We start from the raw sequence: 19,613 nt of genomic DNA, 5'->3' as shown, positions 1-19,613 counted from the left end.
GTCCTGGGAACCCCTGTCGGACTCGGGCGTTTCGACAGCTTCGTCGAGGGGGCTGCCGATTGAAGTATCTTGAGTTGAGTGATGTCGCGGCGCGGGACATGGCGCGCGCGTTCGATGCATCGCCCAATCCCTACACCATGCTGACCCGCGACTTCTGCTATGCGGGGGTCAACCAGGCCTATCTGGATGCCGTCGGACGCGAGCGGGAAGACCTGATCGGGCGCAATCTGTTCGACCTGTTCGACGGGGGCGGACAGAGCGAGCAGGCGCACGAGAACGCCCGTCAACTGCGGGCATCGTTCGAGCGGGTTCTGAAGAACGGAGAGCCCGACCATCTGGCGCTGATCCACTATCCCATTGAAGTCACCGATGCGGATGGCCTGACGCGGATCGAGGATCGCTATTGGAGCGCAACCCACACGCCGATCCGGGGGGCGGACGGCAAGGTCGCCTATATCCTGCAGCACACCATGGACATCACCGAACTGCAGAACCTGCGGAAACGGGTGCTGGGTGACCAGGACAAGGCCACGGTCATGGACCTGCTGAGCAGCAACGTCATGGCCCGCGCCGAGCATCTGCAGAGCGACAACCTGCGCCTGCAGTCAGAACGCAACCGCCTGCTCGACATCTTCATGCAGACACCGGGCTTCATCGCGGTACTGACCGGGCCGAACTTTGTCTTCCAGATGCACAATGAGGCCTATGCCGAACTGACGGGCCACCGATCGCTCAACGGCAGGCCTATGGTCGAGGCCATGCCCGAGATCGTGGCCCAGGGCTTTCTGGATCTGCTGAAACAGGTGCGCGATACCGGCGAGACGTTCGAGGGTCGCGCCATGCCGGTGCAGCTGAGCAGCGGACCGGACGGCGCGCTGCGCACCCACTATCTGAACTTCGTCTATCAGCCGTTGCGCGACGGTCAGGGCGATGTGGCGGGCGTGTTCGTGCAAGGGCACGACGTGACCGATGTCGTCGAGGCCGGCAACCGGCAGAAGCTGATGATCGACGAGTTGAACCACCGCGTGAAGAACACGCTGGCGACAGTTCAGTCGATCGCCATGCAGACCGCCCGGACACACGCCGACCCCGAAAGCTTCGCCGAAGGGTTCCAGGCGCGCCTGATGTCGCTGTCCCATACGCACAACCTTCTGACCCGCACCCATTGGGAGGGGGCGGAGCTGGCCGATATTCTGACGCACGAGACCGAAGCCCACGGGGCCACGCGTATCCTGCCGAACGGACCGGCCGTTTCGCTGGACCCGGCCCAGGCCCTGTCCCTGGGGATGATCTTCCACGAACTGGCCACCAATGCCGCCAAACACGGGGCCCTGCAGTCAGGAGACGGACGGGTTCTGGTCGACTGGTCCGTGCAGGATGGCCAGGTGTCGCTGGTCTGGCGCGAAATCGACGGCCCGCCGGTCGCGGTCTCCGAGCACAAGGGCTTTGGCAGCCGTCTGATGGAGCGGAATGTGCGTCATGATCTGGCGGGACAGTGCCGCTTCGACTATGCCCCTGACGGATTGATCTTTTCACTGACCTTTCCTCTCGAGAGAATGCGCCATGAGTAATCCCGGGCTGGAAGGCCGAAAGGTGCTGGTCGTCGAGGACGAGTCCCTGGTCGCCATGCTGCTGGAGACCATGCTCGAGGACATGGGCTGCACGATTTTCGGCACGGCGGCGCGCGTGGAGGACGCCCTGGAGCTCGTCGCGGGTGACACCGCGCCGGACGTGGCCCTGCTGGACGTCAATGTCGCCGGCCAGACCGTCTATCCCGTGGCCGAGGCCCTGGATCGCAAGGGCGTGCCGCTGGTATTCTCAACCGGCTATGGCCAGGGCGGACTGGCCGAGGACTGGGCCGGTCGACCGACGGTCCAGAAGCCCTATACCGAGGCGATGATCCGGGATGCCCTGATGCGGGTGCTGGACGTCAGATACGCCTGAGATCGCGAACCACCGCACGGGCTGCGTTGTGCCCGGGCGCACCGGTCACGCCCCCGCCGGGATGGGCACCGGAGCCGCACAGATAAAGACCGGGAACAGGCATGCGATAGTCGGCATGCCCCAGCACAGGGCGGGCACTGAACAGCTGATCGAGGCTGAGGCGGCCATGGAAGATGTCGCCCCCGATCAGGCCGAACCGCCGCTCCAGATCGCGCGGGCCCAGTGCCAGCCTGCCCACAATTGACGCCCTGAAGCCCGGGGCATGAGCCTCAACCGTATCGATCATCAGGTCGGCGACCGTGTCTCGGTGCGCGTCGGCCAGGTCGGGCGCGACGTGCTGGCAGAACAGGCTGGCCACGTGGTGTCCCTCGGGCGCGAGGCTGTCGTCGAGGGTCGAGGGGATCAGCATTTCGACGATCGGCTGGCGGGACCAGCCGTCGCGGCGCGCGTCCTGGTATGCGCGGTCCATATAGTCCAGGCTGGGTGCGATGATGATGCCGGCCGTCAGGTGGTCCCCCTTCCCCGGCAGCGCGGTGAAGTCCGGCAGGCGATCCAGCGCCACGTTCATGCGGAATGTGCCCGAGCCTGACACATGCCGATCCATGCGCTCGCGGAAATCAGAGGGCACGATCGCCGGGTCGACCAGACGATCAAACAACAGGCGCGGATGCAGGTTCGAGACGACCGCGCGGCCGCGCACCACCTCTCCGGCCTCAGTAACCGCGCCCACGGCCCGGCCCTTTTCCGTCAGCACTTCGGCCACAGGAGCATCCAGGGTGATCTGGACCCCCGCCTCGACACAGGCGGCGGCCATGGCCCGGGTGATGGCACCCATGCCGCCGAGGGCATGGCCCCAGGCGCCGCGTTTGCCATTCACCTCGCCGAACACATGGTGAAGGAGGACATAGGCCGAGCCCGGGGTCCAGGGACTGCCATATGCCCCGACCACGCTGTCGAACCCGAACAGGGCCTTGATCGGGTCGCTTTCGAACCAGCCGTCCAGCCATTCCCCGGCCGAACGGGTGAACAGGTCGACCAGATCGCGCTGGGTGGTCTGATCCAGCGTCTTGACCCGCAGGCCCAGCGCCCCCGCGGCAATCGCAGGCCCGAGGCTGGCGAGGCCCAGACCGGGGGTCAGATTGGGCGGGGCTTTCAGCACCTGATCGCGCAGCACATCGGCGACCGCGTCCAGCCGGCGGCCATAGTCATCCAGCCGCGCCGCATCGCGCGGCGAGAAGCGGGCCACTTCCCGCGCCGTCAGCCCCCCCTCGCCCACCGACAGGCTGTCGCCGTCCGGCAGGGGCAGGAAGTTCGACATGCGCCGCTCGACCACGCGCAGTCCATGGCGCGCCAGCTGCATGTCGGCGATGACCTTTGGATTGAGCAGGCTGACGGTGTAGCTGGCAGTCGAGTTGCGATAGCCAGGGTGGAATTCTTCGGTCACCGCCGCGCCGCCGACCACAGAGCGCCGCTCCAGAACCCGCACCTTCAGCCCGGCGCGCGCCATGTACCAGGCGCAGACCAGCCCGTTGTGGCCACCGCCCAGCACCACCGCATCCCACGCCTCGCGCGCCATCCTGCCTCGCTTCGCCTGCTACCCGCGAAAGCTTAGTCCGGGCGCGGGCGCGAGGGAATCGTTTCCCCGCTGCCGCTTGCAGCCGATCGGTCGACAGGACGGCTTTACCGGTTCAGAAGGGAGGCCGGATGGAGGGAAGAATGGTTCGGTCCAGACGTATCCTTGGCGGCGTTCTGTCGCTTGCCCTGCCCCTGGTCGCGCTGACGTCCGGCCCCGACCCGGCCCGCGCCCAGGACGGTGGCATGTGGCAGGTCAACATCGCCGGGGTCCCGCTCAACTGCGTCAGCTTCTATGGCGAGCCCGTGCGCATCTACATGACCAGGGGCCTCAACAACGTGGGGATTGCGACCCGCGTAAGGAACGGTCGGCCGATCATCGTCATGAACCCTGATGTTTTGGCCCGCTTTCAGCCGCTGGTGCAGGTGTGGTGGTTCGCCCACGAATGCGGGCACCACGCGCTCGGCCCCTATAACAGCGAGACCAATGCGGACTGCTGGGGCGTGCGGGTGCTGCGCGATCAGGGGTTCATCCGCAGCGTCTATGATCTTCAAGCCTTTGTCTATGATCTCAGCAGCCTGCCGGGCAGCGCCGTGGGGCATCTGCCGGGGCCGCAGCGGGCCCAGAACGTGATCAACTGCTCGCTGACCTGAGTGGCCACAGCCACCGCACACGTGTAGCAAAGGGATCAGGGAGAGTGCCTGACTCCATGGTCCGTTTTCTGTTGATCGCGCCCAGGCCGCACTGGGACGCCGACTTCGCCGGTATCTCCGGCGGAGCGGACGACTCGGTGACCCGGGTGGCACCGGTCGCCATCGCCACCGTGGCGGCCATGGCGCCGGACGGGCTTGTCATCACGCTCCACGATGAAGCCCTGGTGCCGGTCGATTTCGAGACCGATGCGGACTTCGTCGGCATCACGGCCAATGTCTCGCAAGCCAAGCGCGCAATCGAGATCGCCCGTGAGTTCCGGGCCCGGGGCAAGACAGTGATCATCGGTGGGCCGCACATCACCCTGGACCCCGGGGCCTTCGAGGGTGCCTGTGACGTTGCCGTGACCGGCGAGTTCGAGGAGATCGCCGAGGGCTTTTTCGCTGACATGCTGAGCGGTTCGCTCAAACCGCACTATTCGGGGGGCCGCCCCGACCTGTCGCGCTCGCCCGTGCCGGCCTGGGAGCTGTTCGACAATGACCGGGCTCTGGTCGGGGTGGTGCAGACCAGCCGCGGCTGTCCGTTCGAGTGCAACTATTGTGACGTGATCCAGTATCTGGGCCGCAAGCAGCGCCACAAGACGCCGGATCAGGTGATCGCCGAGGTCCAGCGCCTGTATGATCTGGGCTATAACCGCATCGCGCTAGCCGACGACAATTTCACCGTTTATCGCAAGCGCGCCACCGAACTGCTGGACGCCCTGATCGCCTGGAACGGGCACGAGGGACGCGATCATGTGATCTTTGCCACCCAGGTCTCGATCGATGTGGCGCGCGACGACGAGATGCTGGTGCGCTGTGCCGAGGCGGGTGTGTCCAACCTGTTCATCGGCGTGGAGTCGGTGAACGAAGAGAGCCTGAAGGCCAGCAAGAAGCGCCAGAACCTGAACACCGACATGCAGGCCCAGTTGCGCAAGGTGGCCAGCCACGGCCTGAAGATCGAGGCCGCCCTGATGGTCGGATTTGACGCGGACGATCTGACGATTTTTGAGCGCCAATACCGGTTCGGCATGGGCCTGCCGGTCGGGACGTTCAAGATTTCCTCGCTGGTCGCGCCCATGGCCACACCCATCTATGACGAGATGCTGAAGGCCGGTCGGCTGGACCTGACGGGGGAGCAGGCGCACTTCCCCGGGGCGGACATGGTGACCAACATCATCCCCGCCCAGATGACCAAGCAACAGCTTTATACCGGCACACGCTGGCTGATCAGTCGGCTGTACAGCCCGGCGGCGTTCTGGACGCGTTTCGAGGCACTGGCCGACATTCTGGGGCCCAATCCCCTGCTGAAGCGCGGGACCGGACGGCTTTACAATTCGCCGTCGCGGGCCAGGGCCAATGCCCATTTTGGACGGATGCTACGCGCCGTCAGCCGGGGCAATCCCGAGATCGCCGACGTCATCCGCAAGGCCAACCGCCTGATGCGCGCCCGGCCGGACATCCGCGACGGGCTGGCGGACATCCTGACGACCTGGATGCTGTCGCTTTATGTGCACATGGAAAAGGGCGTTTATGACGCGGAGTGGGCCCTTATGGAGGCCCCGCCCTTCGACAGGGTTCAGTCGGCGGCCTGACGGCGTGGCTCAGGCGGCGAGCGTGGATTGCCGCGGCGCGTCCCGTTCGATCAGGAAGATGCGCCCGAGAGTGGCGATCATGTCCAGCCAGTCGGCCAGTGACGCCTCGCTGACCAGATCGGCGTCGCGCGGCTCGAATTTCGACGACCAGCCGCCGCTGTACATCCGGCATTCAGAACAGACGGCGTCCGAGGTGCCGCACTTTTCCTGACCCTGCTGCAGGTCGGTCTTGAAATAGCGCATCTGGCCGATCATCCGCGAATGGCAGTCGCGGGCGATGCCGGTCTCGGGATCGACGTCATAGAGGGGGCCCGGTCGGGTCGCCCAGGCGTTGTAGGCTTTCGAATAGACAACGGTGTCCGGAAAGTCGTCGATCAGGTCATCCATGGTGCGCAGGACTTGCGACAGGCTGTCCTCATCCCACAGAAGATTGTTTTCCCGGTTGGAAATGCGAAAGAATTCGCGATCATTCCCCTCCCCCTCGGTCAGCTTGCGCAGATAGGTGTGGGTCGGCGAATACATGTTGAAGGTGACCGGCAGGCCGTTGTCGCGCCCGATCTCGGCCAGACGTCGGGCGTCGCCGAGGTTCGTCTTCGTCAGGGTGTAGAGCAGAATGGCGCGGGGATCGCCGGCATAGTTGCGGATGGCCTTGTGGAACGAGCGACCGCCGCGCAGGTCGGCGTCGGTATCGGCCTCCACCCCCCAGACCGAGACCCCGATCCGGTAGGGCACGGACGGATCGATCCTGATCGTGCCGTTGGTGCCTATGTTGCCATAGGGGAAGTACTTGCCGGCGGCGATCAGGCGATCCTGATGCAGGGCTGGTTCGGCCCCGACGAAGTAGGCCATGGTGACGCCGCGCTCCGCCTCGGCGGCAAAAAACCGGTCCCAGGTGTCGACGCCCTCAACACCCTCGATCGGTTTGAAATCGTCGGAGAAATAATAGCAGCCTTCGCAGAACAGATTGCAGCGGGTAGCGACCTCATAGAAGGCGGGCTTGCGGAAAGCCCGCACGACCCGCTTGGCTTCTTCATAGGCCGGGGTCAGATGCGGCGCCCCCTCGAGCAGCTGCGCCAGCCGGGCCAGACGGATTCTACGGGTACTCGACACACTGCCTCCCTCGCCGATACAGGCTCGGACGGCTGACGCTATCATGGCTTGCACGGGCTGGGGAGACGGCGCGTGAATTCAACCGGGACATGTTACCCCTTCCCCGTGGCCCCGCGCCTTGAGCGCGGAGGCGATATCCGTGGAAAACAGACGCGCGCCCTCCGGATTCATGTGGTTGGGGTCGACGAACAACTCGGCCGGATAGGAACGGGCCGGGTCTCGCCAGCCATTGATGACCACGGCACCCTCCGCCTCGATCTCGTCCAGGGACCGCCACAGGGTTTGAAGCTCGGCATCCAGATGGCGAAGGGTACTGGCCTGCATTCCGGGTGAGGCCGGAGGCACGATGATGTACAGCTGTCCGCCCGCGGCCCGGATCCGCTTGTGGATGTCGCTGATCGCCCGGGCAGATCGTTGCGCCACGTGCGCGTCATAAAAGGCGATGGCCCTGATCTCGGCCGTCCGGTCCGATACCTGGCCCTGTGCCATGCCGGCGTCCTGCGCGGGGTCCAGTGTGCCATCGAGCCGCCAGATCAGGGTATCGATCGGTCTGGCGGGGGGGCGAAGACCGGCCGTCACCAGCATCTGCTGAAACCGCCTGCGCCAGTCCTGATAGCCCAGGGCGGGGGAGATCCGGGTCACGGCATATTGACGCCAGTCGCCGTCGATCAGACCGCTACGGCCGTTTTCGAACAGGAAGCGGTAGGTGATGCGCCGGTTGTGGCTGCGCCCTGACGCCGGGATGGCGTTGTTGTAGAGCGCCGCGCCCGGACTGAGCGCCAGGAACCACGTTCGGGGCGGGTCGGGACGACTGAGGACCAGCTCGACCATGGCGCGGGTCTCGAACACGTCCTGAAGGACAAAGAAGAAATCCGCCCCGTCGAGGCAAAGGGTGTCAAAACGGATCGCCCCTCCGACGGAACTGCCGACGATGATGGCCTCCTTGCCCGGGGTATCGGCGAGCAGGGCATTCATGGCGTCCATCTGACGGTTGTCGTCGAACGGACGCGACACGAGGTTGAGCCCGGCGAGCAGGACCGCGCCCAGAATGAAAAAGAGGATCAGGCGGCGCATCGGATCCCCGTCAGAAGTTGAAATAGAGGAAGCCGGGTTTGTCGAAGGTCCCGAATATCAGAATGACCGCGATCAGGGCGTAGTAGAAGCCCCAGGCGACGACCGGGCCACGTGATTTCAGGCGCTCGAACACCGGCTGTCGCGCGTCCAGCCACTGGTAAATCTCCAGGGCGACGATGGCGATGATCAGATAGCGGGGCAGGATGCCGAAGCCCGACAGCAACGCCCGGGGGTCGTCGATGGCCCATGCAGGCAGCGCGGCCATCTGGCCCCAGGTCTGGACGGACGTCTGCCAGCCGGGCGTCGCGACCAGGGACCCCAGGAGGATGAGGAAGCTCCACAGCACGACCCGGTTCAGACCGTTCTGAAGGAAGACCTCCACGCCTCGGGACAGTCCGAGCGCGCGCGACAGGCCGTTCGACAGCGCCGTCGCGCTGCGACTGCGACGGACGACGCCTTCGCCGATCATTACCAGACCCGCGACAAGGCCCGCCGCCAGCCAGGTCCAGGCGGCCCCGTGCCACAGGGCGACGAGCACGAGGGTGAGCAGGGTCGCGGCCGCTGAACGGGCCGCCCGGGTGTCCCGGTGCCCCCTGCCCCTGGCGGCACCCCGGCTGATCGGCAGATAGACATAGTCGCGGAACCAGTTGGACACGGTGATGTGCCACCGCCGCCAGAATTCGGCCACCGAGACCGACGCGAGCGGGCGGTCGAAATTCTTTGTCAGCTGGATGCCGAGGATCAGGCTGGTGCCGATGGCGATGTCGGCATAGCCCGACAGATCGGCATAGTAGCGGTAGATCTCACCCGCGGCCGCGGCCAGAACCAGAAGCGGCGAATGGTCGAGCGGCTGGCTCAGCACCGGCGGCACGATGTCGGCCAGTCGATCGGCGATCACCAGCTTCTTGAAATAGCCGACCAGCATCAGGGCGCCGCCGGCCGCGGCCCGACCGACCTCGAACACCTTGTGACGACGGAGCTGGGGCAGCAGGGACCCCGGGCGCTCGATCGGCCCCGCCAGAAGCTGGGGGAAATACATGACGTAGACGGCGAAATAGCCGAGGTGTCGCTCCGGCTGACGGCGACCGCGATAGACGTCGATCACATAGCCCAGGGTCTGGAAGGTGTAGAAGGATATGCCGAGCGGCAGCAGCAGGCTGATCGGCTCGAACGCCTGGCTGTCACCCCCGTGGAACAGGGTCAGGCCGGTATTGGCGACAAGCGCGAAGTATTTGAAGGTGAACAGCAGGCCGAGATTGCCACACAGGCTGACCGACAGCAGGGCCTTGCGTCGCCACCCCGGCCGGGCACGGGGCAGCCCCTGCCCCACGACGAAGTCGATCAGGGTGGAAACCCACAGCAGCCAGAGGAAGTCCCACCGCCAGGCTGCGTAGAACAGATTGCTGAGAGCGAGCAGAACGACCCACCGCCACCGCTGCGGCGTGAAGAAATACAGCACCACGACGAGCGGCAGGAACAGCAGATAGTCGAGGCTGTGAAAGCTCATGACGGATCAGGACCGCCCGCCCGGGTGCCGCGGGGTGACCCGGACCGGGGCACGACCCCAGGGCCTGAGGGTATAGTCGACCCGGCAGGTCAGATCGTGGCCGGGGTTGGGGAACAGCTCATAATCCGTGACCACCTGGCCGATCGCGCGGCTGAGCACCGTGAAAGCGAAGGAGGTGCCGACGCAGCCTCTGGGGCCGGCACCGAACGGCAGCCAAAGCCGGCGATGAGCGGTCAGGCCGTTGTCCATGAAGCGGTCGGGATCAAACGCATCGGGCCGGTCCCAGAGGCGCCGGTGGCGGTGCATGGCATAGATCCCGAGGACAGCGATGAAATCCTTGTCCACGACCTGGCCGCCGACCGGAAGATCCACGGTGACGTCCCGCAGAAGCTGGGGAATGGGAGGATAGAGCCGCAACGTTTCATGGATGACGGCGCTGGTCAGGGGAAAGGCGCGCAGGTCAGGTACGGGCCTTGACGTGCCGGAGCCGCGACTCCATTCGTCATGCACCCGCTGTTGAATCCCCGGGTGCCTTGCCAGCAGCCAGAGCGCCCAGGTCAGGGTGGCCGTCGCGTTGTCGTGTCCGGCGTGCAGGAACAGCAGGGTGGTATTCATCAGGCGATCCGGGTCGCCGTTATCCTCCCTGCGGATTTCGACCGCCCGGGTGCCGAGCGGACGCAGGCATTCGATCTGATCCTGCAGGGGGGCATGGGCCAGCCGGTCCATATGGTTCGCGGCGTCAACCAGCAGCGGATCACTGTGCCGTGCCTCGGCCTCGTCGCAGAAAAAGGCCCGCCACAGGGCCTGCATCGTCAGATGCCGCGCCGTCCGGAGCAAATCGACCGGGCCCTCCTGCCAATCCGACAGGGCTTGGGTGCAGGCCAGACCCACCGGATCGACAGCGACGTCCCCGGACGCTTCGTGGATCGGGCGCAGCATGGCCTGCCGCCGTTCCGGCCATTCAATCTGTTCGCCCTGAAGCAGGGTGTCGCCAAAGCTGCTGCCGAGAATCCGGTCGTGAAGTCGGGACCTGCGGAATTGCCCTGTGCGGTTCCGCAGCATTTCGGTCACCACGGCCGGATCGGTGATCATCACCATGCGACGGCGCCCGACCGTCGCCTCGACGAATGGTTCGTCCAGGCAGGAGTCCGGCCAGTGATGATCGGGGGCCTGAAGCGCCCTGATCATGCCGGGAAAGCGCAGGGGCTCGCGCCCCTGAAAGATCAGATGCGGCAGGTCGACCGTGGCCCGGGCCTGCGTCTCCTTCATCCCCGCCCCTCCGCGCGACTCGGCTGCGACGTCCTGCTTACGCTGTCCCGGAAAAGCGGGCCAGTTCAGTGAATTGCCCGGCCACCTCGCCGCCGACCACCATCTGCTCGCCCGATGTAACCCAGACGTGGGCCTTCAGCGCGTCCCCCGGCCCGTCCCGCGCAACGCCGTAGTGAAGGACGCTGGAGATCCCGCGTCGCCTCAGCATGACGTGGGCCGCCAGTCCCTGTTCGAAACACAGGGCACGCCAGGGCACATTCCGGGCGGCGCGACGCACCGCACGACGGACGGGCATGATGTCGTCGCGCGTCCGGGCCGGACGGCCACCTGATTGCACGCCATGCCTGGCCACATGGCGGAACGGCACAAAGGCGAGGCAGAAGGCCCCCACGCCGAGCGCCAGCACGGCCTCGGTCAGTATGGGGACGTCACGCAGCTTCATCGCTTCCCCCTGCCAGACGCCGGCGCGCCTTGCGCCAGAGCCACAGCGGGACCCGGATCACGACGTAGAGGAAGCCCAGTCCCTGCGGCAGGGGGATGTGAACGCGGTCGTAATCCCCGGCCCAGTTGCTCTGCAGTTCCGCCAGGAAGGCTTTGCCGCTGGTCCCGATCAGATGGCGGCCGATCCAGGTCATGCGCCACGGCTTGCTGTAGGCCGCGATCTCGGTCACGCCCCCGCCGTGGGTCAGGCTGGCATGGGCCGCGCGCACCAGATAACGGCCGGCGGCGTCCAGGCGGGTCACGGGCAGGTGGCGGCCGAACAGTCCCCGACAGAGAGCCAGCGCCACATCCGGCGCGCGCCCCGCGCCCATGGCCACGGCCTCGTCCCTCAACCGGGCAACCTCATCCCTGTCGCGGCCTTTCAGGAAAGCGGCCACGTCAGCGATCCATTTCAGCCGCGACCAGCTGTGACGGGTGCCGTGAACACAGAGGTAGGCGAACAGTTCGGGATCGGCGAGCGTCCGCAACTTGCCCGCGCCCAGAGCGACGGTCTGGGTGCGGCGAACATCCAGTCCCGCAAGTTCATGCGGATTGTCGACAAGCTTCCAGTGAAGCTCGAGATAGACCTGCCGCCCGGGATGAAAGAAGACACATTCCTTGGCCACCGCCTGGAAGCGGCCGAACGCTTCGGGAGACAGGCCGGTCGGGTAATGAAGGGTGTAACCCTGGGCCAGCAGGAGCTGGCAGGCGGCATCGACCTGATCCGGAGGCACCAGAAGATCGATGTCCCAGGAGTCCTTCATGCCCACGTCCCCGTGAATCAGAAGGGCAAGCGCAGACCCCTTCACGAAGGTGGCATCCAGCCCGAACTGATCGAAGGCGGATTGTAGGAACAGGCTTTCGCGCGCGAGGTTCAGACTGCGCCGGGCGGCCTGCCCGGCCAGGCCGGCGAGATGCGCGGCCGTGTCCGCAGGCAGAGCGACACCGGCCTCGGTCAGCGCCCGGTGGACCTGCGGGGCCACCCGGTGCCGCGCCACGGTCTGGAGCAAGCGGTCCATATCGACGCGTGGACTGGCCATCAGGGTTCGCAGCGCCTCGCCACGCGCACCCCCGTCGGCCGGGCGGCAGCAGGTGGCCACGACGTGGAGGGCCAGGGGCAGGGGTAGAGCCTCGCCCGGCCTCACAGCTGCCGGTCGTCGACCAGACGTCCCTCGTCGAAGGTCAGGCGACGACTGCACACCGACAGACTGTCAGAGCGGTGCGAGATCATCAGGATCAGGGGTCGGGGGTCGAGTTCGGCCAGCGCCTTCAGGACCGCGTCTTCGCTGTCGGTATCGAGAGCGGCCGTCGCCTCGTCCAGCACGAGGACGTCGGGACGCCGGAGCAGGGCGCGGGACAGGGCCAGCCGCTGGCGCTCTCCGCCCGATACCATGGCTCCGTCCTCGCCGACGACGCTGTCCAGTCCCAGGGACAGCCGGGACACGACCCGGTCCGCGCCGGTCAGGGCAAGCGCCTGCTCTATCCGGGCCTCGTCCGCCTCGACACCCCCCCAGAGCAGATTGGCGCGGATTGTGTCGTTGAACAGCAGCGGATCCTGGGTCACATAGGCGAGACGGTCCCTCCATGTGGAAACGGTCCGCGCATCAAGGGTGTGATCGCCGACACGGATACAGCCCTGCTGCGGCTCAAGCAGACCAGCCAGTAGATCGGCAAAGGTGGTCTTGCCCGCGCCCGACATGCCGGTAACGGCCACGAACTCTCCGGACCGGAGCGTCAGGGACAGGGCGCGAACACCCCGTCCATCGGTCGCCCCCTCGTGCAGATAGGTGACGTCTTGCAGTCGGACGGGGCCCTGCAATGCGCCGGCATCCGGGCTGTCGTCCACGGCGATGCGGGCCTCGCGGCCCAACTCATCAAGGGTCTCCTGAACCGCCTCCCACGCCGGCAGGGCATAGGCGACCTGCTGCAGGCCCGACTGGATCTGTATGGCGGGGCCCGCGATCCGCGCGAGCACGACCAGCAGGGTCAGCATGACGGCCGGCGGATAGTCGAGCACCAGAAATCCCAGCAGCAGGGAGACCGAGGCCACGGCTGCGCCCAGCAGGCTCCACATGACCCGCATGGCCGCCTGGCGATTGATGAAGGCCACCTGCTGGCGGGTAGCCACGTCGAGATCCCGTTCGAAGGCGGCGACGAAGGCGGAATGCAGATTCTGACTCATGGCGGCCTTGAGCCCGCCCAGGAAGCGACCCAGCTCGACCATCAGCCGCATGTTCGACGAGGTGACCCGGGCGCCGATCTCGCGGGTGGCTCCCAGCCAGCGCCCCATGACAAGGGCTCCGAGCGTCAATGAGATCAGCGCGAAAAGCGCCAGAACCGGAGCAAGGGCCACGGCTACCCCCGCCTGGATAACCAGAAGGACGACGGCCACACCGCCCTGCAGCAGGAAATACACACCCGAGGCACACCGCTGGATGTCTCCCCCCATCAGATGGGTGACACGACCGTGCCCGAGCGCGTTCAGCGCTTCCCACCGGCTGTTGGCGAGCGCCCGCGCCAGCGTGGACCTCTTGCTCTCCAGATATCCCACCTGGAGCTGCCCCATGCGCAGGTCCCGCTGCCACAGGACCAGCGCACGCAGTCCCGTGACCATTCCGAACAGGGCCAGAACGAGGACCAGCCGGGGGGCTCCCTGAACCTCCGGCCAGAGATTCAGCAAGACCCCAAGCGGCCCGGTCAGGGTTGTGGTGTCCGCGAACAGCGTTCCAAGCAGCGGCACCAGCAGGACCAGGCCGAACCCCTCCAGAAGCGCCCCCAGGGCCACCAGAATGATCAGCCCCGGTGCCCGACCCCCGATGTAGCGGGCCAGATCCCTGGCAAAGGCAACAGACTTTTCCATCAGCAGGGGCAATCAGGCATTGGTGCGGGCCGCCTTGCGCATGAAGTGGCCGGCGGAAACCCCCCGCAGGAGCAGCAGACGATAGGCATACATGATTTCCTGACCGGATCCTCCGTCCTCGGGCATGGACTGAAGAAGACTCTCGAGCCGGTCGAGATCAAGAATATCCGCGACGCCGTCAACGTTGCGCAATCGACTGACCTCCTGAAGCAGGGACTGGCGCGAGGTTTTCACATTCTCGTACCAGTCGGCAGCCTGATAGCCCTTGCGTCGTTCCTGCAGCACGGCGGCGGGAAGACGGTCGGACAGCCCCAGACGCGCCAGACGGCGAGGCAGGCCGCCCGAGAGAAAGGCTTCGGTCGGCAGGGCGAGGCAGTACTCCACCAGTCGCCGATCTGCGGTGGGGTCGCGGACATCCAGCCCCCAGCCGCCCGTCACACCCTTGGCATAGTTGGCCACGTCCACGCGTTCCAGAATGCGGAGACGCTGGGCAAAGGCATCGGCCTCGGAACGATACTCGAGGTCATGACCTCTTTCCCGGGCCCGGCGTTCCAGATCATAGGCGGTGACCGCGCTCTCGTTCACGGCCGAATAGTCGCGGAGCGACGCCACGCGGCCGCGGATCCGGTTGATCCCTTTCCAGAGTATGGACGGCATCCAGGGCCCGAGGGCCTGGGCGATGTAGCCCTGCCAGTTCATCCGCTTCTCACGCGACAGCGCCTGGCCCTGACGCAGAAAGCCGATCAGGTCGCCCCTTCGGATCAGCTCACCGGGCAGGGTCTTGCCGTCGAAGCTGAAGCTCATATTGCCCATGGTGCCGATCAGCAGCACATTCAGGCCCAGTCGCCGCGCCTCGTCATGAATGTGATCGATCCAGCGCGCATTGCAGATGTTGAGCACGGGCCGCTCGGATGTGTGAAAAGCCCGGTCAAGGCCCGCCGTCAGATCGCGGCCGTCATTGCGCAGCACGACGTGGTCCATGTTCGGATAGAGCGCCGCCGTGGCCGCCGCGAGTTCGGTCTCGTCCTCGACCCGACCGGGGGTGCCGGGAAGCTCAAAGCCCCGCCGGGGAGCAGAGGTGAAGGCTGTGACGCGGCCGCCCCGTTCCGCCATCAGCCTGGCTGCGGTGGCCGCCACAGCGGAACTGTCCAGACCGGCGCTGAGATGGCTGCCGATCCGACGGCCAGCCCCCCGCAATCGCGCCTGAACCGCCCGGTCCAGATGTCGGCGCAGCCCCTCAACCTGCGCCTGGAATGTCTCGGGGACCGGCATGGATCGATCGGGATTCCAGTGTCGGTGACGGGTCTGGCCCGTCGCATCCACCCGGACATAGCAACCCGGCTCAACCCGATAGATATCCTGAAACCAGGTCTCGGGACCGCTTTCCGGCAGGAGGGCCAGAAGCTCGGCCATGCGCGCGGGATTGGGGCCAATCGGCACTTCCGGCAAGGCGTGCAATCCCTTGGCCATGGAGGCAAAGGCGAACAGCCCGCCCTGGCGATGGTAATGCAGGGGCTTGCCCCCCAGGGCGTCGCGCGCCAGGACCAGCTGCCGGTCGCGTGCGTCCCAGACGGCAAAGGCATAATCGCCGTATACATGGTCAAACAGGCCGGTCTGCCACCGCTCCCATGCCGCCAGAAGCAGGCGGGTATCAGAGGCAATCGCGGTCTGGCCGGGATCCAGACCCAGCCTTTCGGACAGACCGTTCCGGTCGTCGAGGCGCACATCGGCAACCAGGTGGTAGCGTCCACACCCGCTGGTCAGGGGTGGGGTGTCGAACCGGTCCTCATCCAGACAGTCAAACCGGCGCAGGCCGAAGGCGACATCGCCCCCGTCCCAGAATCCCTCGCCGTCCGGACCATAGAGAGCCTGGGCGATGTTCATCAAACGGCAGGACTCGGCGGCGGCCCGCCCGTCCAGACGCCATACGCCCGCAAGCGCCGTCATTGCGTCCGTGTTCCCGGGTTCATCACGTGTCAGACAGCCAGACCAACGAACAGCCCGAGGCTATCCCAACCCGAAAACCCTACGGCAGGGCGATGCCCAAGCCAAACGCCTTCCGCCAAAGCCTGTCGCAGACAGGTTAAATGTCAGGAGGCGGAGGTGTTGGCGTCGACACCGGGAGCCGGATTCAACTCGGCATGCTCCGCGTCCAGCCGAAGCAGGGAGGGCGACTGCCACGGCTTGCGGTTGGTCGCCTCGCCCGATTGCTGAATATCACGCTCGTCGTTGATCGGATTACGCATTCTGATTGTCCCTGCGGATGTGACGACAGCCTGACATATCCGAAGCAGCAGTCAACGGATATCCACCAAAGCGCGAATTCTTTTTCGGGGCTACAAGGGCTTAGCCCTCTTTACGCCCTGAATCGAAACAGTCAGTTGGTGGCCCCAATGCCCGGGTGACTCGCATCCGACATCCTGCCGACGAGCGGTGATTCATCCTAGACGCGCAGGATCATCCCCTCGGATTCCATACTGGACAAAAGGGCGCAGACATCGGTCCTGCAGACGGCGGCGTCCACCTCATATTCCCGGGTCAGGCGAGCGACCAGGTCGCCGACGGTGATCGGGGTCTCCAGCAATTCCCAGATGCGCGAGCCGATCGGATCCAGCCCGTAGCAGGCCCCCCGGTCGATGCTCATGGCCATGACCTCGCCGTCCACCCGCGTGGTCAACAGGCCCCGGGCGGCGACGATCTGATCCTCATCCTGAAACCTCTGATGCCCCATGCGCGCGCCCTCACCCCGTCCGTTCGTCGATCTTCACCTGTCCGAGTTGACGAATCAGCTGTTCGACCTCGGCCTCGAAAACCTCATGCCCCCATTTGCGCGTCCAATCCAGAACGGCAACGGCGGCGGCAATGGACACGCAGTGGCCGAAGTGGGCCTGCTGGAGGTTCAGCGCGGTGACGACCTGCGGGCGATAGGTTTCTGCCATCAGCAACTGCACCGCGGCGCGCCCGCGAAGCTGGCGAAGGCCCGCGGGCTGTTCATCCGCGCGGCTCAGGCGGATGACAGCGGCCAGCGGCACGGGGCCCTGATCCGGACGAGCGGGCAGCCCCAGCTGATACTTGTCCAGGTCATCGTGGATCCGCTCAAGACCGTCGATGTCGTGGCCGTGGAATTTCGCCGCGTCGGCCCACAGCTTCACACGGGGCAATCCCGGATAGACGATGGGACGCCGGGCGGTATCAAAACCGATGACACAGACATCGTCGCTGAGCACCGTGTGGCCGGCCGCCGAGAACCAGGCGGCGAGGGTCGACTTTCCCGCGCCGGAATGCCCGGTGAACGTCACGGCGACACCGTCCATGACCACCGCATTGGCGTGCAGGGGAAACAGGCCCCGCTGGTGAATGAGGATGCCCAGCGCCGAGCCCAGGAGATACAGTCGCAGGTTCCGCTCGGAGCAGCCCTCGTCAACATCCACGGTCATGGACCGACCGTTTTCGATCCGGAACCTCGCCACGCCGGGGATGGCCAGCACAGCCGTATCGCCGTCACACTCCAGCCAGTTGGGGCCCGCCGACGCCACCGTCCCTCGCTGCACGGGCACAACATCCCGACCGGCGTCCGTCCCGACCTCGATCAGTTCGGGAAGCGGAATGTCGGAACGCAGGACGAAATCGACGCAAGCATAATCGGGCACACGCCCTGCTCGCCCGTTTCCACCCCGCTGGCAAGATCGGAAGGGGAAGGTTCTGGCGGAGACGGAGGGATTCGAACCCTCGGTACCCCTTACAGGGTACGACGATTTAGCAAACCGTTGCCTTCAGCCACTCGGCCACGTCTCCGGCAGGCGCCGTCGATAGCCGAGCCGGCGCGGGTGCGCAACAGGCTGTTCAGCGACGACGACAGGCTCGTGCGTTAACGGGACGGTCAGCGGACTGTGGTGTGATGCCGGGACCTCAGACAGGAAGCCGCCCTGCCCCATGTCCAACCCGCTCGCCAATGCCATTGTCGATGACGTCCCCGGTTCGACAGGCGAGCTGGATGCTGCGGGCCTCCAGGCCTTTGCGCGCGCATCCTTGTCAGGGGATTCACCGACCGACAGGAAGGCCGGCCACAAGCGGGGCCCTTTCCGTCCTGGCGTCTGGCTGAACGCGCGTGAGCGGGCGCGCGCCCGGCTGTCGGTTCACTATTTTCACGCCATCGACATGCTGGTCGTCACGGTCGTCACCCTGCTGAGCCTGTTTCTGTCGACACCGCAGGGGCTGGGGCAGGCGAGCGTGGGCAATGTGCTGCCGGTGATGCTCGGCGCGGTGGTCACCGTAGGCCTGATGCGCTCGATCGATATCTACCGGTTCGGCCGCGACACCTCGGGCATCATTCATCTCGGAACCGTCGGCGGACTGGTGCTGGCCGGGGGACTGGTTGCCCTGGCGACCGGTTTGGCTCTGGGCGGCACGAACCTGGCCCTGTGGCTGGTCTGGCCCGCCCTGATGATCGTCAGCCTGTACGGCCTTCACCTGTGCTGGCTGGAACTGATCCGGCGCATGCGGACCACGGGGGCCCTGACCCCTAACGTGGTGCTGGTCGGTGCCACCAAACACGCCGAGACCATGATCCGCGAGGCGATGCAGCGGCGCGATCTCAACATCATCGGGGTGTTCGATGACCGGATGGCGCGGTCTCCAACGGCGGTCGAGGGCGTCCCGGTGCTGGGTGACAGCGAGGCGCTGATGGCGCATCGGATCCTGCCCTATGTGGATCGCGTGGTGCTGGCCATCGATCCGAAGGCCGAGGACCGGGTGCGCGACCTGACCCGCCGGCTGGGCACCCTGCCCAATCCGGTCAGCCTGCTGGTCGATGCCGAGGATGGCAAGCTGAGAGCCTCGGCGATGGAGCGGCTGGCGCGCACGCGCCTCGCGCGCCTGAACGGGCCCGTCGACGACGACCGCCGCGCCTTCAACAAGCGCCTGCAGGACCTGGTCATCGGCGGCATTGCCCTGATCCTGCTGATGCCTGTCATGGCCATTATCGCCGTGCTGGTGAAGCTGGACAGTCCGGGCCCCGCCTTCTTTCGTCAGCGGCGTCACGGTTTCAATCACGAGGAGATCGTGGTCTGGAAATTCCGGACGATGAAGCAGGAAGCCGCCGACGCCACCGCCAGCCGCCAGGTCACCCACGACGACGACCGCGTCACGCGCCTGGGCAAGATCCTGCGCTCGACCAGTCTGGATGAGTTGCCGCAGCTGCTGAACGTACTGAAGGGCGAGATGAGCCTGGTGGGGCCCCGCCCCCACGCCATCGGTATGAAGACCGGCCAGATCGAGTCCGCGCGACTGGTCGCCGACTATGCCCACCGCCACCGGATCAAGCCCGGCATGACCGGCTGGGCCGCCATCAAGGGATCGCGCGGCCCCCTGCACACGGCCCAGGACGTCCGCCGCCGCGTGCAGCTGGATGTGGAATATGTGGAGCGGCAGTCGTTCTGGATGGACCTGTGGATCATGATGGTCACCGTGCCCGTGCTGCTGGGTGACCGGCTGGCGGTCCGGTGAACGGCGT

The 19,613-nt window shown here is 66.0% G+C and carries 17 protein-coding genes and 1 tRNA gene; 5 read left to right on the top strand and 13 right to left on the bottom strand.

The annotated features are described in order from the left end of the window. Positions 1-59 precede the first annotated feature (59 nt). A complete protein-coding gene (locus IBJ06_RS04320; protein WP_292157616.1) occupies positions 60-1,571 on the top strand; it encodes an HWE histidine kinase domain-containing protein in 1,512 nt (503 codons plus the stop codon). Further along, positions 1,564-1,944, top strand: coding sequence for a response regulator (locus IBJ06_RS04315; RefSeq protein ID WP_292157614.1), 381 nt, complete (start codon positions 1,564-1,566; stop codon positions 1,942-1,944). The genes IBJ06_RS04320 and IBJ06_RS04315 overlap by 8 nt, the downstream gene beginning before the upstream one ends. Here the strand turns inward: IBJ06_RS04315 and IBJ06_RS04310 are convergent. Next, positions 1,931-3,520, bottom strand: coding sequence for an NAD(P)/FAD-dependent oxidoreductase (locus tag IBJ06_RS04310; protein WP_292157612.1), 1,590 nt, complete (start codon positions 3,518-3,520; stop codon positions 1,931-1,933). The two genes, IBJ06_RS04315 and IBJ06_RS04310, sit on opposite strands and share 14 nt — an antisense overlap. A 140-nt stretch (positions 3,521-3,660) precedes the next feature. Between IBJ06_RS04310 and IBJ06_RS04305 the strand changes: the two genes are divergently transcribed. Together IBJ06_RS04305 and IBJ06_RS04300 are read left to right on the top strand one after the other, a co-directional pair. Continuing rightward, positions 3,661-4,170 carry a hypothetical protein gene (locus IBJ06_RS04305; protein ID WP_292157610.1) on the top strand — a complete coding sequence of 170 codons (510 nt, stop codon included), beginning with the start codon at positions 3,661-3,663 and terminating at the stop codon, positions 4,168-4,170. A 56-nt stretch (positions 4,171-4,226) separates the two neighbouring features. Continuing rightward, the gene (locus IBJ06_RS04300) at positions 4,227-5,801 is read left to right on the top strand and encodes a radical SAM protein (RefSeq protein ID WP_292157609.1); all 1,575 of its coding nucleotides are present in this window, start codon (positions 4,227-4,229) and stop codon (positions 5,799-5,801) included. A 9-nt stretch (positions 5,802-5,810) separates the two neighbouring features. Here IBJ06_RS04300 and IBJ06_RS04295 read toward each other — a convergent pair whose 3' ends face one another. From IBJ06_RS04295 to IBJ06_RS04240, 12 genes are all read right to left on the bottom strand, one after another. After that, complete coding sequence (locus IBJ06_RS04295; RefSeq protein WP_292157607.1) at positions 5,811-6,911, bottom strand: hypothetical protein; 1,101 nt, start codon at positions 6,909-6,911, stop codon at positions 5,811-5,813. Positions 6,912-6,989: 78 nt separating this feature from the next. After that, complete coding sequence (locus IBJ06_RS04290) at positions 6,990-7,985, bottom strand: hypothetical protein (protein ID WP_292157606.1); 996 nt, start codon at positions 7,983-7,985, stop codon at positions 6,990-6,992. A 10-nt stretch (positions 7,986-7,995) separates the two neighbouring features. Continuing rightward, a complete protein-coding gene (locus IBJ06_RS04285; RefSeq protein ID WP_292157604.1) occupies positions 7,996-9,492 on the bottom strand; it encodes an MBOAT family O-acyltransferase in 1,497 nt (498 codons plus the stop codon). A gap of 6 nt (positions 9,493-9,498) precedes the next feature. Next, positions 9,499-10,761: a cytochrome P450 gene (locus IBJ06_RS04280; protein ID WP_292157602.1), complete on the bottom strand. Its 1,263-nt coding sequence runs from the start codon at positions 10,759-10,761 to the stop codon at positions 9,499-9,501. Positions 10,762-10,798: 37 nt separating this feature from the next. After that, positions 10,799-11,203, bottom strand: a complete 405-nt coding sequence (locus tag IBJ06_RS04275; RefSeq protein WP_292157600.1) for a lasso peptide biosynthesis B2 protein — start codon at positions 11,201-11,203, stop codon at positions 10,799-10,801. Next, positions 11,190-12,386 carry a nucleotidyltransferase family protein gene (locus IBJ06_RS04270; protein WP_292157598.1) on the bottom strand — a complete coding sequence of 399 codons (1,197 nt, stop codon included), beginning with the start codon at positions 12,384-12,386 and terminating at the stop codon, positions 11,190-11,192. The genes IBJ06_RS04275 and IBJ06_RS04270 overlap by 14 nt, the downstream gene beginning before the upstream one ends. Continuing rightward, on the bottom strand, positions 12,383-14,101 hold the full coding sequence (locus tag IBJ06_RS04265; RefSeq protein ID WP_292157597.1) for an ABC transporter ATP-binding protein: 1,719 nt from the start codon (positions 14,099-14,101) through the stop codon (positions 12,383-12,385). The genes IBJ06_RS04270 and IBJ06_RS04265 overlap by 4 nt, the downstream gene beginning before the upstream one ends. 12 nt (positions 14,102-14,113) lie before the next feature. After that, positions 14,114-16,048 carry an asparagine synthetase B gene (locus tag IBJ06_RS04260; protein WP_292157596.1) on the bottom strand — a complete coding sequence of 645 codons (1,935 nt, stop codon included), beginning with the start codon at positions 16,046-16,048 and terminating at the stop codon, positions 14,114-14,116. 143 nt (positions 16,049-16,191) lie between these two features. Continuing rightward, on the bottom strand, positions 16,192-16,347 hold the full coding sequence (locus IBJ06_RS04255) for a hypothetical protein (RefSeq protein WP_292157594.1): 156 nt from the start codon (positions 16,345-16,347) through the stop codon (positions 16,192-16,194). Between the two features lie 197 nt (positions 16,348-16,544). Further along, on the bottom strand, positions 16,545-16,832 hold the full coding sequence (locus IBJ06_RS04250) for a PqqD family peptide modification chaperone (protein WP_292157592.1): 288 nt from the start codon (positions 16,830-16,832) through the stop codon (positions 16,545-16,547). Between the two features lie 10 nt (positions 16,833-16,842). After that, a complete protein-coding gene (locus tag IBJ06_RS04245; RefSeq protein WP_292157590.1) occupies positions 16,843-17,751 on the bottom strand; it encodes a hypothetical protein in 909 nt (302 codons plus the stop codon). 53 nt (positions 17,752-17,804) lie between these two features. Next, positions 17,805-17,896 (bottom strand) — tRNA-Ser (locus IBJ06_RS04240). A 138-nt stretch (positions 17,897-18,034) separates the two neighbouring features. Between IBJ06_RS04240 and IBJ06_RS04235 the strand changes: the two genes are divergently transcribed. Further along, positions 18,035-19,606 carry an exopolysaccharide biosynthesis polyprenyl glycosylphosphotransferase gene (locus IBJ06_RS04235; RefSeq protein WP_292157588.1) on the top strand — a complete coding sequence of 524 codons (1,572 nt, stop codon included), beginning with the start codon at positions 18,035-18,037 and terminating at the stop codon, positions 19,604-19,606. Positions 19,607-19,613: the final 7 nt, after the last annotated feature.

Source organism: Brevundimonas sp. (assembly GCF_016742135.1).
Lineage (GTDB): Bacteria > Pseudomonadota > Alphaproteobacteria > Caulobacterales > Caulobacteraceae > Brevundimonas.
This window is presented reverse-complemented; position numbering and strand designations above follow the sequence as displayed.

Coding starts and splice junctions, on each gene's coding strand:
- IBJ06_RS04315 (WP_292157614.1), top strand. CDS start 1,564: ATGAGTAATCCCGGGCTGGAAGGCCGAAAGGTGCTGGTCGTCGAGGAC.
- IBJ06_RS04285 (WP_292157604.1), bottom strand. CDS start 9,492: ATGAGCTTTCACAGCCTCGACTATCTGCTGTTCCTGCCGCTCGTCGTG.
- IBJ06_RS04265 (WP_292157597.1), bottom strand. CDS start 14,101: ATGGAAAAGTCTGTTGCCTTTGCCAGGGATCTGGCCCGCTACATCGGG.
- IBJ06_RS04280 (WP_292157602.1), bottom strand. CDS start 10,761: ATGAAGGAGACGCAGGCCCGGGCCACGGTCGACCTGCCGCATCTGATC.
- IBJ06_RS04310 (WP_292157612.1), bottom strand. CDS start 3,520: ATGGCGCGCGAGGCGTGGGATGCGGTGGTGCTGGGCGGTGGCCACAAC.
- IBJ06_RS04235 (WP_292157588.1), top strand. CDS start 18,035: ATGTCCAACCCGCTCGCCAATGCCATTGTCGATGACGTCCCCGGTTCG.
- IBJ06_RS04250 (WP_292157592.1), bottom strand. CDS start 16,832: ATGGGGCATCAGAGGTTTCAGGATGAGGATCAGATCGTCGCCGCCCGG.
- IBJ06_RS04300 (WP_292157609.1), top strand. CDS start 4,227: ATGGTCCGTTTTCTGTTGATCGCGCCCAGGCCGCACTGGGACGCCGAC.
- IBJ06_RS04290 (WP_292157606.1), bottom strand. CDS start 7,985: ATGCGCCGCCTGATCCTCTTTTTCATTCTGGGCGCGGTCCTGCTCGCC.
- IBJ06_RS04255 (WP_292157594.1), bottom strand. CDS start 16,347: ATGCGTAATCCGATCAACGACGAGCGTGATATTCAGCAATCGGGCGAG.
- IBJ06_RS04305 (WP_292157610.1), top strand. CDS start 3,661: ATGGTTCGGTCCAGACGTATCCTTGGCGGCGTTCTGTCGCTTGCCCTG.
- IBJ06_RS04260 (WP_292157596.1), bottom strand. CDS start 16,048: ATGACGGCGCTTGCGGGCGTATGGCGTCTGGACGGGCGGGCCGCCGCC.
- IBJ06_RS04275 (WP_292157600.1), bottom strand. CDS start 11,203: ATGAAGCTGCGTGACGTCCCCATACTGACCGAGGCCGTGCTGGCGCTC.